This is a genomic window from Thiocapsa sp., from assembly GCF_022340925.1.
Classification (GTDB): Bacteria; Pseudomonadota; Gammaproteobacteria; order Chromatiales; family Chromatiaceae; genus Thiocapsa.
Map to the genome: position 1 here is coordinate 104,679 of NZ_JAJDNA010000042.1, position 13,844 is coordinate 118,522.

Genomic DNA, 13,844 nt, shown 5'->3' on the forward strand with positions numbered 1-13,844 from the left:
ATCGCTGCCGGGCGTGACGGCTCGCTCCGTCAAGTGGTTCTCGGAGGCCGTTCTCGACTGGTTCGAGCGCAACGGTCGAAAGGATCTGCCCTGGCAGCGCGAGCCGAGCCCCTATCGTGTCTGGGTGTCGGAGATCATGTTGCAGCAGACTCAAGTCAGTGTGGCGGCGCCCTATTTCGAGCGCTTCCTCGAGCGCTTTCCGACGGTATCCGATCTGGCGGAGGCTCCGGAGGACAGCCTGATGGCGCTTTGGTCCGGTCTGGGCTACTACGCCCGTGCCCGCAACCTCCAGCGTGCCGCCCGCCTGATTCGGGATCGGCACGCCGGGGCGTTCCCCTCGACGATCGAGGCGCTCCTGGCGCTCCCGGGCATCGGCCGGTCCACTGCAGGGGCCATCTTGTCGCTCGCCTCGGACCAGCGCCACCCCATCCTCGACGGCAACGTCAAACGGGTGCTGGCGCGTGCCTTCGGCGTCGCGGGTTGGCCTGGTCAGAAGGCGGTTCTCGACGAGCTCTGGGCGTTGGCCGAGCGTTTGACGCCGAAGACGCGCGTCGGCGCCTACAATCAGGGCATGATGGATCTGGGTGCCACGCTGTGCACCCGGCACGCGCCGGCCTGTGATCGATGCCCGGTCTCCGAGCAATGTGTCGCTCGGCTGGGAAACCGGCAGGCCGAGCTCCCGACGCCGCGGCCGCGGCGGACCATACCGGAGCGTGCCACCCTGATGCTGATCCTCGTCAACTCCTCCGGGGAGACCCTGCTGGAGCGCCGGCCGAAAAGCGGGATCTGGGGCGGTCTATGGAGTCTGCCGGAGATTCCGCCGGCCGCCGACCCGCTCGACTGGTGCCTGGTGCAGCTCGGTGTCCGACCGCGGCGGGTTGAAATGCGTGCGGGGCGCCGTCACACCTTCACCCACTTCAGGCTGGACATCCGGGTTGCATACCTTGAGCTGGATACCCCGCCTGACGGTGTCGGCGACGATGCCGGATCCCGGCGCTGGCTCTGCCGAGCCGATCTGGACACCCTGGGTATTCCCGCCCCCGTCAAATCGATCCTGGATGCGCTGCCCGGCGGTCATCCGGGGCAGCAAGGAGACGTCTCATGACTCATACGGTCAACTGCATCAAGCTCGGTCGCGAAGCCCCCGGCCTCGACCGTCCACCTTATCCGGGCGAGCTTGGGAAACGCATCCACGCCCAGGTCTCCAAGCAGGCGTGGCAGGATTGGCTCCGACACCAGACCATGCTGATCAACGAAAACCGGCTCAACCCGATGGATCCGAAGTCGCGGAAGTTCCTCGAGGAGCAGATGGAGCGGTATTTCTTCGGCGAAGGTGCTGTGTTGCCGGAGGGTTACGTCCCGCCGAAGAGCTAGCCGAGGAGCGATACTGGCACGCACGTCCTCGGGCGCAGCCTTCTAAGCTACTGTGGGATCCCCGCGGCGAATCGGACGTTGACGGCAGGGAATGGTGGCTGAAACCGCATTTCGTGTAACGTCTTGACAAGGCCAATCATTGATCCCCGGCCGACGCTTGATCGCCGGGATCTCTTGACGGTTCCCCTTGGCGCGGCTCTAATAGGCGACCCTGGTGCCGCAAGGTTGTAGGCACTCTCGCCCAGGTAGCTCAGTTGGTAGAGCAGAGGACTGAAAATCCTCGTGTCGGTGGTTCGATTCCGCCCCTGGGCACCACCTTTGTATAAGGACTCCGGCAGCGCTCCCGCCTGCGATGGATCTCCCCGCCGCCCTCATCCACTCGATTGGCGCCGAAAGAGCCCCTCCAGACTCTCAACGCTTGCCCGCTGTGCGGCCAGCCTGATCGGTCCGGATCATCGAGCTCAGCCAGGGGATTTCGGCACTGTGTTCCCTCCCCCCTGACGAATGGCCGTTGACGCGCGCCTTCGGGCGGTGCCTTGCGTGCAAACAGGGCGGAGGCCCCCGGGTGGGGCACTCCGCCCTTGTTCAGGACGCCGAGCCGAGTCGGGCAGCTCGCCTTGTTGAAACGGACTGCGGCCTCAGCGCCTGACTATAACTCCAACTGCAGGCGCAGCTTTTTCATGGCGTTTTTCTCGATCTGACGGATCCGTTCCGCGGACACTCCGAACTGCTCTGCCAGCTCGTGGAGGGTCTGCTTCTTCTCGGCCAGCCACCGCTCGCGGAGGATCGTCTTACTGCGTTCATCCAGACCCTTCAGCGCGGCGTAGAGACGCTCGCGCTGGTTACGCTCGGTATCTTGGCGCTCCAGAAGCTTGGCTGGCTCCATGCTCATGTCGGGCAGGTAGGTCGAGGGCGCCGAAGGCGCGTCGTCGTCGTCATCCTCCAGGCCGTCGAAGGACAGGTCCTGGTTGGCCAGGCGCGATTCCATCTGCAGCACGGTCTCCGGCTTGACGCCCAAGTCAGCGGCGACTGCCTCGACCTCTTCCCGCGTGAACCATCCCAGCCGTTTCTTCGCGCTGCGCAGGTTGAAGAAGAGCTTGCGTTGCGCCTTGGTGGTCGCGACCTTGACGATGCGCCAGTTTCGGAGGATGTACTCGTGGATCTCAGCGCGGATCCAGTGCACGGCAAAGGACACCAGTCGCACGCCCATGTCCGGCTCGAAACGGCGAACGGCTTTCATCAGTCCGACGGTTCCTTCCTGGATCAGGTCGGGCAGCGGGAGTCCGTAACCGAGATAGCCGCGAGCGATGCGGATGACGAAGCGCAGGTGCGACGTTACGAGCCGACGCGCCGCCTCCGTATCTCCATGGTCACGTAACCGTGTCGCGAGTGCCTTCTCTTCTTCCGGCGTCAGGACCGGAATCTGATAGGCACCGCTAATATAGGCATCGATCGTACCTGTCGGCATGAGTGCAAATTCTTTGGCCATGTTCCAATACCTGAGTTTGTTACTTGGAAAAATATCCTAGCATGACGCTCGGGATTTCACCAGCACCTTTGGCGGGGTTTTGGAGCCCAGACCGCGACAAAAGTTCAGGCGACTGTAGGAGAGGTCGCTGCATCGTACAAGGCAAAGTCTTCAAAATCGGGATCGTATGTTCCGATGATTCCCATCGTCAATGCTGATTATTCAAAAAAGTATATTAAAAACAGATTGATATAGAATTCCCTCGGAATGACCAGGCGAGCGGCGAGCCAGAAAAACCCTCGACAATAATGGTATTCAAAGCCAAAGACCTGTTCAATGTTCAGACAGCCCCCGCTTCGGGCTGGGGTTTTGTTCGCTGCGTCCTGCGCCAAGAGTGATGGGCTCCCCCACCGCGAGGAGGCGCCCGGACAGAGGATGATGACGGCGTTCGACAAGGCAGCACAGTCGCCGGCCGCGGGCGGAAGGATGGCGAGCATCCGCTGCCCCCAAGCCAGGGATCTCCGCCGATGGGGGAACAAGAAAGACGATTGGGCCGAGCAGCAAGCCGGGCCGCTGCACGGGCGTCGGTGTCGGCAACTGGTCGCCCGATTGGGCGGTCGCGCTCGGCACGGACCAGGGGCGGCTTCGACTCAGGCCGGTCCGGCGTCGCGCAGGTGGCGGTTGACGGCGATCCAGCTGCCGATGAGGCTGAAGAGGACGCTGCCCAGCAAGACGACCAGCATCGCCAAAGGGCCGAGTCCGGAGAGCGGGAATTCACTGCGATAGAGTGTCGCCAGACGCGACACAGGTTGCTGTAGCAGCAGCACCGAGATGCTGACCAGCAGCCAGGCGGTCAAGGCCCCAAGCAGGCCATACCAGGCCCCGGCATAGAGAAAGGGGCGGCGGATGAAGCCCCCCGTCGCGCCGACCAGCTCCATGATCTCGATCTCGATGCGCCGATTCAGGATCTCCAGTCGAATGGTGTTCCCGACGATCAGCAGGACCCCGACACCCAGCAGGGCCCCGAGCAGCAGCACGGCGCGCTGTGCCAAGTCGAGTATTGCCTGAAAGCGCTGCACCCAAAGTGTGTCCATCCGCGCGAAGTCGACCTCGGGCAAGGTCAGCAGCTCTGTCTGGAGTGCCTCCAGACGCGCGGCGGTGGAATGGGCGCCGTCTGGATAGAGGGCGAGGACCGCCGGCAGCGGGTTGCTCTGGAGCTGCGAGAGGGCCTCCTCGAATCCGCCCAGGGCGCGAAACTCGTTCAGCGCCTGCTCGCGGCTGATCAGATGCACCTGCGCGAGCTCCGGGCGGCTGCGCAGCTCCTCGGCGATGCGCGCGGCTGCCGCATCATCGATCTCATGTCGGAGAAACAGCGAGATTGCAGCGGCCTGGTCCCAGCCACCCGCCATCGTGCGCAGGTTCTCGGTCACGACGTAGAGGGCGGCCGGCAAAGCCAGTGAGATCCCGATGACGGCGATCGTCATCCAGGTCGGCAAGGGGGTGCGCATCAGGCGCCCCAGCGTTGCGATGGCGCTCTGAAGATGATGATTTAGCCAGAGGCCCGGGAGATCGAGCAGGTTTGGCGAGCGCCGCCGACGGGCCTTGTGCCTGGACATGATTACCAGGCCCCCGAGTCATTGGCCAGGCGTCCCTCGGTGAGGGTCAAGGTCCGGTAGGGCATGGACATCACCAGGCCGAGGTCATGGGTGGCGATCAGGAGGGTGACTCCCACCTGATGGAAGCGCTCGAACAATCCGAAGATCTCGCGCGAAAGGTCCGGGTCGAGATTACCGGTCGGCTCGTCCGCGAGCACCACCGGCGGGCGTCCGACGACCGCGCGAGCGATTCCAACCCGCTGCTGCTCGCCGCCTGAGAGCGCGACCGGGGTCGCGCGCTCGCGCGGGAGCAACCCGACCTGATCGAGCGCCGCGCGCACCCGTCGACCGATCTCTTTGTGCCCGAGTCCCGCCACCACGAGGGGCAGGGCGACATTGTCGAAGACACTTCGGTCGGGCAGGAGCCGATGGTCCTGGAAGATCATCCCGACCTCCCGTCGGTGATAAGGGATCTTGCGCCTGGGCAGGGCCGCGAGATTCCGTCCGTTGACGATCACCTGGCCTCGGCTGGGCCGCTCCAACAGCCCGATCAAGCGCAGCAGCGTGCTCTTGCCGGCCCCGGAGTGCCCGGTGAGAAAGGTCATCTCTCCCGCGTCGATCTCGAAGTTCAGGTCGCTCAATGCCTCGCCGCGCTCCGGATAGCGTTTGAAGACATGCTCGAAACGGATCACTGCCCCGGCCCCTCAGCCCAACAGTGCGTCGAGGAACTCGTCCGCGTCGAATGGGCGCAGGTCATCGATGGTCTCGCCGACACCGATGAATCGGATCGGTAACTTGAGGCGGTCCGCGATCGCGAACAGGATCCCGCCTTTCGCCGTGCCGTCGAGCTTGGTCAGGGTGATCCCGGTCAGGCCGACAGCCCGATGAAAATGCAGCGCCTGATTGAGCGCGTTCTGTCCGGTCGTGGCATCCACGACCAACATGACCTCATGAGGGGCGTCGGGGTCGATCTTCTTGAGGACGCGGGCGACCTTGGTCAGCTCGTCCATGAGATTGGATTTGGTGTGCAGACGCCCTGCGGTGTCGGCGATCAGGACGTCCGCCCCCCGCGCCGTGGCTGCCTGCAAGGCGTCGAAGATGACGGAGGCCGAATCCGCGCCGCTCTGCTGCGACACCACCGTCACCCGGTTCCGTTCGCCCCAGGTCTGGAGCTGCTCCACCGCAGCCGCCCGGAAGGTATCCCCGGCGGCGAGGATGACCTGGTTACCCTCCTCCTGGAGCCGCTTTGCCAGCTTGCCGATCGTGGTGGTCTTGCCCGCGCCGTTGACGCCGACCATGAGGATGACCTGCGGCTTGCCGGGTGCGGGCTGACGCACCGGGGCATTGGCCGATATGAGGATGTCCCGCAGCTCTGCCTTGAGCGCTTGGAGGAGGGCCTGAGGGTCAGAGAGCGACTTACGCTTCACGCGGTTGGTCAGGTCATCCATGATCCGGGCGGTGGTGGTGACGCCGACGTCCGCCGTCAGCAACAGGGTCTCCAGCTCCTCCATGAGATCGTCGTCGATGCGTTTGCGGCCGGCGACGAGTGTCCCGATTCCGTCCCCAAGCTGAGCCCGTGTGCGGGAAAGCCGCTCGCGCAGCCGCGAGAAGACGCCGGATTTCTTCTCGGAGGGTTCGTCTACACGCGTGGAGCCCCATCCGCTCGTATCCACCTCGCTCGGAGCGGTTCGCGCGCGCGATGCCTCCGCCTCCTCAGGCCGGCGCCTTGGGCGAAACCAGTGCGTCCGGGGCTCGGACTCGGTCGGCGGTTGACCTGACGCCGACTCGCGATCGGGCGGGGCGATGGTCCTCGCAGTGGGCGGTGCTGTCGGCGGCAGGTGTCGAGTCTCGGCGACCACCGGCCCACGGGGGCGAGACGCACCGGCCGACACGGCCGTCCCATCGCCGTCGGCGGGGGGCGACGACTGGGGCATGACTGCCTGCTCGGTCTGCGGTGACGTTGCCTTCCTGTGCTTTTTCCCGAAACCGAACATAGTAGAGATGCCTGTTAGGGATGGTCGGCGCAGGACAGGCGCGTGATCTGCCGGCGCTTCGATCGGGGCTGATTCAACGCCGCGCCGACGCCCTCTCAATCCTATCAGATCGCGGCGGTCGTCGTCCGCTGGTGCCCGGGTTTACCAAACCGTCATCTTTCGGGAACTACCAACGCCCCTCGTCTGCCCCAACGTTCGCGTAGCCCAATAAGGTTCTGCTTTCCGTCTGCACTTGATCGGAGTCTCCATGCGACGAATCCTCTTCGGCCTGCTCCTTTTCCTGCCTGCACTTGCTGCGCTCGCAGACCAAGCCGTTCACGAGCGTACACTTGACAACGGCCTCAAGGTCTTGGTCAAGCCGGATCGGCGAGCGCCCATCCTGACCTCCCAGGTCTGGTACAAGGTGGGGTCGAGCTACGAATACGGCGGGGTCACGGGGGTGTCCCATGTGCTCGAGCACATGATGTTCAAGGGCACTGAGCGGCTTGCCCCCGGCGAGTTCTCGCGCATCATCGCAGAGAACGGGGGAGAGGAAAATGCCTTCACCGGGCGTGACTACACCGCGTACTACCAGAATCTCGCCAACGACCGGTTGGCGATCGCCTTCGAGCTTGAGGCCGACCGGATGCGCAAGCTCTCACTGGCTCAAGAAGACTTCGCCAAGGAGCTGGAGGTCGTGAAGGAGGAGCGCCGGACCCGTACCGATGACGATCCCCAGTCGCTGACCTTCGAGCGCTTCAATGCCGCGGCCTATGATGCGTCCCCCTACCGCAACCCAGTCATCGGCTGGGCAGGTGACCTCGATCAGCTCACGATCGGGGACCTCCGTGAGTGGTATCGGCTCTGGTACGCGCCGAACAACGCGACCCTCGTGGTTGCGGGCGACGTCGACCCCGAGCAGGTCTTTGCCCTCGCCGAGGAGCACTTCGGACCGCTCGAGCCGGAGCGGATCAGCCCTCCGAAGAGCCGGCCCGAACCCGAGCAGCTTGGGGAGAAACGTCTCAGCGTGATGGCGCCCGCCCTGGAGCCGTATCTGCTGATGGGCTTCAAAGCTCCCGCAGTGATTGACGCGGCCGAGGAGTGGGAGCCCTATGCCCTGGAGGTGCTAGCCTCGGTGCTCGATGGGGGCAGCAGCGCCCGTCTGTCACGCGAGCTGGTCCGGGGCAGCCAGGTCGCGGCCTCGACCAGCGCGAGCTACAGCGCCTTCGGTCGCCTGCCCGGGATGTTCTTGCTAAGCGGGGTTCCCGCCAAGGGCCACGACGTCGGGCAGCTCGAAGCGGCACTTCGGGCGCAGATCGAACGTGTCCAGACCGACCTCGTGGACGACCAGGAGCTGGAACGCGTCCGCAACCAATTGATCGCCCAAAAGGTCTACGAGCGGGATTCCCTCTTCTACCAGGCCATGGTGCTCGGCCAGTTGGAGACCGTCGGCTTAGGCTGGGAGCTCGCCGATGTCTATGTCGACAGACTCGCCGCGGTCACACCCGAGCAGCTGCGCGCGGTCGCTCAGAAGTACCTGGTCCCAGCGAGGCTCACCGTCGGCATGCTGGATCCGCAGCCGATCGACGACACCCATACCGAACCCTCGCCTGTGGCACTGGAGATACGCGCCAATGACCCCTAATCCTTGTCCATCCGCCCTCTGGATCCTCTTTGCGCTCTTCCTGTGCTCCGGGGGCATGGCCCAGGCCGGCCCGGAGATCCAGTCGTGGCAGACTGCCAGCGGTGCCCGGGTTCTCTTTGTGGCCGCCCCGGATCTACCGATGGTCGACGTGCGCGTGGTGTTCGATGCCGGGAGCGCCCGGGACGGCGAGCGGTCGGGTCTGGCTTCTCTGACGGCCGCGATGCTGACCCAGGGCGCCGGCGACTGGAGCGCTGACGAGATCGCCGCGCGCTTCGAGAATCTCGGCGCCGAGCTCAGTGCGAGTGCAGATCGCGACACGACTGCCGTGTCGATGCGCACACTGACACGCCAGCCGGCGATGGAGATGGCCATCGAGACGCTCTCGACCCTGCTGAGCGCCCCGACCTTCAACGAAGCGGATCTCGAGCGCTTGCGTCGTAATCGCCTCATCTCGCTGCGGCAGGATGAGGAATCGCCGCGCTCTGTGGGCGAGAAAGCGCTCTACCGGAGGGTATTCGGCAGTCATCCCTACGGGTCCGACCCTTCCGGGACGGCCGAGACGGTCACTGCGATCACCCGCGACGACCTGGTCGATTTCCACCGACGGCATTTCCCGGCCGCGAACGCGGTGGTCGCCATCGTCGGCGCCCTGGACCGACCCGGGGCCGAAGAGCTCGCCGAGCGAATGACTGCCGGGCTGCCACCCGGAGGGCGCGCGGCGGCGCTCCCGGGCGTCGTGGATCTGGAGGCGCCGGTCATGGAGCGGGTCTCCTTTCCATCCAGCCAGACCACGGTGATGGCTGGTCAACCCGGCATGCGTCGCGGTGACCCGGACTACTTCGCCCTCTACGTCGGCAACCATATCCTCGGGGGCAGTGGCTTGGTCTCGCTGTTGATGGAAGAGATCCGCGAGAAGCGCGGTCTCTCGTACAGCACCTTCAGCTATTTCATGCCCTTGGCCCAACCAGGCCCCTTCCTGATGGGACTGCAGACCAAGAACGAGCAGGCCGAGGAGGCGCGAGAGATCATGCTTGCGACGCTCAGGCGGTTCATCGATGAGGGCCCGAGCGAGGCTGAGTTGGCCGCGGCCAAGAGGAACATCACCGGTGGCTTTCCGCTGCGTGTTGCGAGCAATTCCGATATCGTCGCGTACCTCGCCATGATCGGTTTCTACGGTCTGCCGCTGGATTACCTCGACCGCTTCACCGACCGGATCGAGGCGGTGACCGCCGCGCAGATCAAGGACGCCTTCGCGCGCCGGCTCGACCCGGATCGGCTGGCGACCGTGGTGGTCGGCGGGCGCGGCGTCGGGGAGCGGACCGCAGGCTTCGGTGGCGACAGTTAAGGGGACGCTCCGTATCGTCGGCGGCCGCTTCCGCGGACGCCGGCTGCCCGTACCGACCGAGCCCGGTCTGAGGCCGACCAGCGACCGCATTCGAGAGACGCTGTTTAACTGGCTGGCCCCGGTCTTGCCGGGTGCACGCTGCCTCGATGCCTTTGCCGGCAGCGGTGCGCTGGGATTCGAGGCCGCGTCACGGGGCGCGGGCCAGGTCATTCTGGTCGAATCCGCTGCCGCGGTCGTTCGTCAGCTGCAGGCCAATCTGCAACGACTGGGTGCCGAGGGGATCGAGATCGTTCATGGCGACGTCCTCCGTTGGCTCGGCGGCAACGGGCGGCCGTTCGATATCGTCTTCTTGGATCCGCCCTTCGCTCAGCATCTGTGGTCATCGGCCATCGCTCGCCTGGCGCGAGCCGATTGGGTCAAGGATGGCACCCGCGTCTATCTCGAGGCTCCGCTCCGGACCGGCTTTCCAGACCTTCCGCCGGATTGGCACCTGGTGCGTGACAAGACCGCCGGTCAGGTGCGCTACGGTCTCGTGGTCGTACGCCAGCTGAGCGCGACGGGCGAGGCGATCGTGGCCGCGGCGGGCTGAACAGGGCCATTGATCGGCTCATCCCGTCTCCCGAAGCACATTTTGATTAACGGTCCTGCCAGGCCGTACCGGAAACGCTGTTGCGCTTCAGCGTTTCCCAAACAGGCCGCAGGCTGTGTTATCGTGCCGACCGCCGGAGTCCGCATCCGCCTCGCGGGGACCCGTTGCGGACGCGTCGGTCGCGGTCTGGCGGCGCGTGCGTCGCCCCTGCCAATCGCCTGCGCCATGCCTTGACTGTGTGCTGCTCGGCGCGCGGTTGACTTTATCTCTTCGAGGACAAAGGCGTGCGACGCGTGGTCTATCCGGGAACATTCGATCCCGTCACCAACGGACACACCGATCTGATCCTGCGGGCGGCGCGTCTCTACGATCGCGTGGTGGTCGCAGTCGCCGTCGACACCGCCAAGGCGCCGCTGTTTTCCGTGGCCGAGCGGGTGAGCCTGGTCCGCGATGCCCTCGGGCCCCAGGACAAGGTCGAGGTCATGCCGTTCCAGGGTCTGCTCGTGGATTTCACCCGGGGACTGGGCGTCAGCGTGATCATGCGGGGGCTGCGAGCCGTATCGGACTTCGAGTACGAGTTCCAGTTGGCGGGGATGAACCGACGCATGGCACCCGACATCGAGACGGTGTTCCTCACTCCCGCCGAGACCTACTCCTATATCTCGTCTTCGCTGGTGCGGGAGATCGCCCGGCTCGGCGGCGACGTCTCGACCTTTGTTGCGCCCGCGGTACAGGCTGCACTCAGGGACCGGTTTGGATAACATCCGCGCATCCCCATAGAAGCCCTTAGGCACAGCCAGCCAAACCCATATCAGGAGTGATCTCATGGCACTGCTCATTACCGACGAATGCATCAACTGCGATGTGTGCGAGCCCGAGTGTCCGAACGGCGCCATCTCGCAGGGCGACGAGATCTACGTGATCGACCCCGCGCTCTGCACCGAGTGTGTCGGTCACTATGAGACCTCGCAGTGCGTCGAGGTCTGCCCTGTCGACTGCATCATCAAGGACCCGGACAACGAGGAGACCGAGGAGGAGCTCCGGGCCAAGTATGAGCGCATCACCGGCGAGGCCTGAGGACGCGTCACTCGCCGGCAGCTGCAACCCCGCCCGCACGCGCTGGCGGGTCTGGATCGCTGCATCCCTCCTGGTCCTGCCGGCCGTCGCGGGCGCAGTCTGCGGCGACTCCGATGGTCGACCGCCTCGAGCCGCGATCGCATCCGCGCATCCCCTCGCCACCGCAGCCGGGTTCGCGATCCTTGAGGCCGGCGGCAATGCCTTCGACGCGGCGGTTGCGATCAGCGCGGTGCTGGGCGTGGTTGAGCCATACGGATCCGGGATTGGCGGCGGCGGTTTCTGGTTGCTCCATCGCGCGGAGGACTGCCATGAGAGCATGCTGGACGGGCGCGAGCGCGCGCCGTTGCACGCTCATCCCGGACTCTATCTCGACGCCGAGGGTCGGTTCGTGCCCGAGCTGGCGCTTGCCGGGCCCCTGTCGGCCGGTATTCCCGGGACGCCCGCTGCCCTCGTTCGTCTCGCCGCAGACTATGGACGTCTGCCGCTGCCCCGGGTCCTGGCGCCTGCGATCGGACATGCGCGCGATGGCTTCGAGGTCAACGAGACCTACCGCCGCCTTGCCGCCTGGCGCCTGCCGGCCCTGCGCGGCGCAGCCACCCAGTTCCTGGTCGACGGCGAGGTGCCGCCCCAGGGCCATCGGCTGGTCCAGCCGGACCTCGCCGAGACCCTCGAGCGGATCGCCCGTTACGGCCACGCCGGCTTTTACGGGGGCCTCACGGCCGATCGACTCGTGTCCGGCGTGCGTGCGGCCGGCGGTATCTGGACCCACGAGGACCTCATCCGATATCAAGCCGTCGAGCGCGCGCCGATCGTCGGGGAGTACCGCGGCTGGCGTCTTGTCAGCGCAGCACCGCCCTCCTCCGGCGGCGTGCTGCTGGTCCAGATGCTGAACATGCTCTCTGCGCTCGAGGTGCAGTCCATGTCCGGAAGTCAGCGGATCCATGCGCTCACTGAGGTCATGCGCCGGGCGTATCGAGACCGCGCGCGGTATCTCGGCGATCCCGATCAGGTGGCAATGCCGATCGGGCGCCTTACGCACCCCTATTATGCTGCGGGCCTGATCCGCGACTTCGACCCAGAGCGCGCCACGCCGAGTCAGGCGGCCGCGCCGGGGACCGAGGACGCCGTCGCCGAAGGCCGTGCCACCACCCATTTCTCTGTCCTCGACCGCGAGGGGAACCGGGTCGCCGCGACCCTCAGCATCAACTACCCTTTCGGTTCCGGCTTTGTCGCACCAGGGACGGGCGTCCTGCTCAACGACGAGATGGATGACTTTTCCGCCCAACCCGGGGTCGCGAATGCCTACGGCCTGATCGGTGGCGAGGCCAACGCGATCGCCCCGGGCAAACGCATGCTCTCGAGTATGTCGCCGACCTTCCTGGAGTCCCCCGACGGCGTGGCCGTGCTCGGAACACCGGGGGGTAGTCGTATCATTACCATGGTCCTGCAGGGGGTCTTGGCGGTCGTCGACGGCGTCCCGCTGGAGGAGTGGATCGCCCGGCCACGGGTTCACCACCAGTATCTGCCGGATCGTCTCGAGCTCGAGAACGGAGCGTTGAGTGAATCGGAGCAACGTGATCTGGCCGCGAAGGGGCATCGGCTCGCGCCGCTGGAGCGCCCGATCGGGGACCTCCAGGCGATCTTCTGGGACCGCGCCGGCGATCAGGTTCGGGCGGCCAGTGATCCGCGGGGGTCAGGCCACGCCGAGGTCCGATAAAACCGCCGGTTCCGCAGCCCGACTTCGAATTGATTTCCGCCGCGCCGCCCGGACTATGGCCCAACCGGTGGGCTTTCATTATCCACGATCCACACAGCCATCCCAGGAGCAGGCATCAACATGCGATTCAATACGCTCGTGACCGCCGCGGTCACCATGATCACAGTCGGCCTTCTCTCGATGCCAGCCGATGTCGAGGCGAAACGCTTCGGAGGCGGCATGAGCCTCGGCAAGCAGTCAAGTGGCATGCAGCGCCAGGCAAGGCCGCCCGCCCAGGCTCAGCGGCCGACGCAGGCCAAGGGCCAGGCGCAGACGGCGCCCGGGCAGCGTCCAGCTGCAGCCGCAAGCGGTGCAAGCCGCTGGCTCGGCCCCTTGGCCGGTCTCGCGGCCGGAGGGTTGTTGGCGTCGCTATTATTCGGCGACGCCTTCGAAGGCCTTCAGGTCATGGACTTCCTCCTGATCGCCCTGCTCGCTGTCGGGGGCTTCGTGCTCTTTAGGATGTGGCGACGTCAGCAGGCGGCACCCGCTGCGGCGCCGGCCGCTGCCGGCGGCGTCTTTCCGCGGCAGGCCTACGGGCGACCGGAGTCCGCACACCCTGCCGAGCGGCCCGATAGCAGCCTCCTGCACCCCGGCATGGGTGACCAGGCGGGCGCATCGGCTGGCGACGCCGATGCGCCGACCTGGTTCGACGATGCCGGGTTCCTGGAGGGTGCCAAGACCCACTTCATCCGTCTCCAGGCGGCCTGGGACCAGTCCGATTTCCGGGATATCCGCGACTACACCACACCACAGCTGTTCGCCGAGCTGCAGCGTGAGCGTCAACGCACCGAGGGGAGCCAGTACACGGAGGTGGTGCGTCTCAACGCCGAGTTGGTCGGGGTCCGGCGCGAGGGCGACCTGGTCGTGGCGAGCGTCCTCTTCTCCGGTCTGATCCGGGAGGACGAGAAGGGCGTGGCCGAGGCGTTTCGTGAGATCTGGCACGTCCAGCACGACTGGGACGCTGCCGCGGGCGATTGGCATATCGCCGGGATCCAGCAACTCGAAGATGTCTGAGACGAGTC

13 protein-coding genes and 1 tRNA gene are annotated in these 13,844 nt (G+C 65.7%); 10 read left to right on the forward strand and 4 right to left on the reverse strand.

Translation table 11 applies throughout. The annotated features are described in order from the left end of the window. Positions 1-13: 13 nt before the first annotated feature. The 3 genes from mutY (at position 14) to LJE61_RS05895 (ending at position 1,689) form a co-directional block, all read left to right on the forward strand. Positions 14-1,105, forward strand: a complete 1,092-nt coding sequence (mutY, locus tag LJE61_RS05885) for an A/G-specific adenine glycosylase (protein WP_296911016.1) — start codon at positions 14-16, stop codon at positions 1,103-1,105. Next, positions 1,102-1,374 (forward strand): oxidative damage protection protein, encoded by a 273-nt coding sequence (locus tag LJE61_RS05890; RefSeq protein WP_296917742.1) that lies wholly within the window; start codon positions 1,102-1,104, stop codon positions 1,372-1,374. Before mutY ends, LJE61_RS05890 begins: the two co-directional genes overlap by 4 nt. A gap of 239 nt (positions 1,375-1,613) precedes the next feature. Continuing rightward, positions 1,614-1,689 (forward strand) — tRNA-Phe (locus LJE61_RS05895). Between the two features lie 334 nt (positions 1,690-2,023). Here LJE61_RS05895 and rpoH read toward each other — a convergent pair. The 4 genes from rpoH to ftsY form a co-directional block, all read right to left on the reverse strand. Then, positions 2,024-2,863, reverse strand: coding sequence for an RNA polymerase sigma factor RpoH (gene rpoH, locus LJE61_RS05900; RefSeq protein WP_296911020.1), 840 nt, complete (start codon positions 2,861-2,863; stop codon positions 2,024-2,026). Positions 2,864-3,492: 629 nt separating this feature from the next. Next, positions 3,493-4,458 carry a permease-like cell division protein FtsX gene (gene ftsX / locus LJE61_RS05905; protein WP_296911022.1) on the reverse strand — a complete coding sequence of 322 codons (966 nt, stop codon included), beginning with the start codon at positions 4,456-4,458 and terminating at the stop codon, positions 3,493-3,495. Between the two features lie 2 nt (positions 4,459-4,460). Next, a complete protein-coding gene (ftsE, locus tag LJE61_RS05910; protein ID WP_296911024.1) occupies positions 4,461-5,129 on the reverse strand; it encodes a cell division ATP-binding protein FtsE in 669 nt (222 codons plus the stop codon). 12 nt (positions 5,130-5,141) lie between these two features. Further along, complete coding sequence (gene ftsY, locus LJE61_RS05915) at positions 5,142-6,431, reverse strand: signal recognition particle-docking protein FtsY (protein ID WP_296911028.1); 1,290 nt, start codon at positions 6,429-6,431, stop codon at positions 5,142-5,144. Between the two features lie 247 nt (positions 6,432-6,678). Between ftsY and LJE61_RS05920 the strand changes: the two genes are divergently transcribed. The 7 genes from LJE61_RS05920 to LJE61_RS05950 all read left to right on the forward strand — a co-directional run bounded on the left by LJE61_RS05920 (position 6,679) and on the right by LJE61_RS05950 (position 13,836). Further along, positions 6,679-8,055, forward strand: coding sequence for a M16 family metallopeptidase (locus LJE61_RS05920; protein WP_296912424.1), 1,377 nt, complete (start codon positions 6,679-6,681; stop codon positions 8,053-8,055). Further along, positions 8,045-9,400: a M16 family metallopeptidase gene (locus LJE61_RS05925; protein ID WP_519972960.1), complete on the forward strand. Its 1,356-nt coding sequence runs from the start codon at positions 8,045-8,047 to the stop codon at positions 9,398-9,400. Before LJE61_RS05920 ends, LJE61_RS05925 begins: the two co-directional genes overlap by 11 nt. Continuing rightward, complete coding sequence (rsmD, locus tag LJE61_RS05930) at positions 9,387-9,989, forward strand: 16S rRNA (guanine(966)-N(2))-methyltransferase RsmD (protein WP_296912426.1); 603 nt, start codon at positions 9,387-9,389, stop codon at positions 9,987-9,989. The genes LJE61_RS05925 and rsmD overlap by 14 nt, the downstream gene beginning before the upstream one ends. A gap of 284 nt (positions 9,990-10,273) precedes the next feature. Further along, positions 10,274-10,750: a pantetheine-phosphate adenylyltransferase gene (coaD, locus tag LJE61_RS05935; RefSeq protein ID WP_296912429.1), complete on the forward strand. Its 477-nt coding sequence runs from the start codon at positions 10,274-10,276 to the stop codon at positions 10,748-10,750. 64 nt (positions 10,751-10,814) lie between these two features. Next, positions 10,815-11,066, forward strand: a complete 252-nt coding sequence (locus LJE61_RS05940; protein ID WP_296912432.1) for a YfhL family 4Fe-4S dicluster ferredoxin — start codon at positions 10,815-10,817, stop codon at positions 11,064-11,066. Further along, on the forward strand, positions 11,041-12,783 hold the full coding sequence (gene ggt / locus LJE61_RS05945; RefSeq protein ID WP_296917745.1) for a gamma-glutamyltransferase: 1,743 nt from the start codon (positions 11,041-11,043) through the stop codon (positions 12,781-12,783). The genes LJE61_RS05940 and ggt overlap by 26 nt, the downstream gene beginning before the upstream one ends. Positions 12,784-12,903: 120 nt before the next feature. Then, on the forward strand, positions 12,904-13,836 hold the full coding sequence (locus LJE61_RS05950) for a Tim44 domain-containing protein (RefSeq protein ID WP_296912419.1): 933 nt from the start codon (positions 12,904-12,906) through the stop codon (positions 13,834-13,836). The last annotated feature ends 8 nt before the right edge of the window (positions 13,837-13,844 follow it).

Coding starts and splice junctions, on each gene's coding strand:
- ggt (WP_296917745.1), top strand. CDS start 11,041: ATGAGCGCATCACCGGCGAGGCCTGAGGACGCGTCACTCGCCGGCAGC.
- rpoH (WP_296911020.1), bottom strand. CDS start 2,863: ATGGCCAAAGAATTTGCACTCATGCCGACAGGTACGATCGATGCCTAT.
- LJE61_RS05925 (WP_519972960.1), top strand. CDS start 8,045: ATGACCCCTAATCCTTGTCCATCCGCCCTCTGGATCCTCTTTGCGCTC.
- LJE61_RS05890 (WP_296917742.1), top strand. CDS start 1,102: ATGACTCATACGGTCAACTGCATCAAGCTCGGTCGCGAAGCCCCCGGC.
- ftsX (WP_296911022.1), bottom strand. CDS start 4,458: ATGTCCAGGCACAAGGCCCGTCGGCGGCGCTCGCCAAACCTGCTCGAT.
- LJE61_RS05920 (WP_296912424.1), top strand. CDS start 6,679: ATGCGACGAATCCTCTTCGGCCTGCTCCTTTTCCTGCCTGCACTTGCT.
- LJE61_RS05950 (WP_296912419.1), top strand. CDS start 12,904: ATGCGATTCAATACGCTCGTGACCGCCGCGGTCACCATGATCACAGTC.
- ftsY (WP_296911028.1), bottom strand. CDS start 6,431: ATGTTCGGTTTCGGGAAAAAGCACAGGAAGGCAACGTCACCGCAGACC.
- LJE61_RS05940 (WP_296912432.1), top strand. CDS start 10,815: ATGGCACTGCTCATTACCGACGAATGCATCAACTGCGATGTGTGCGAG.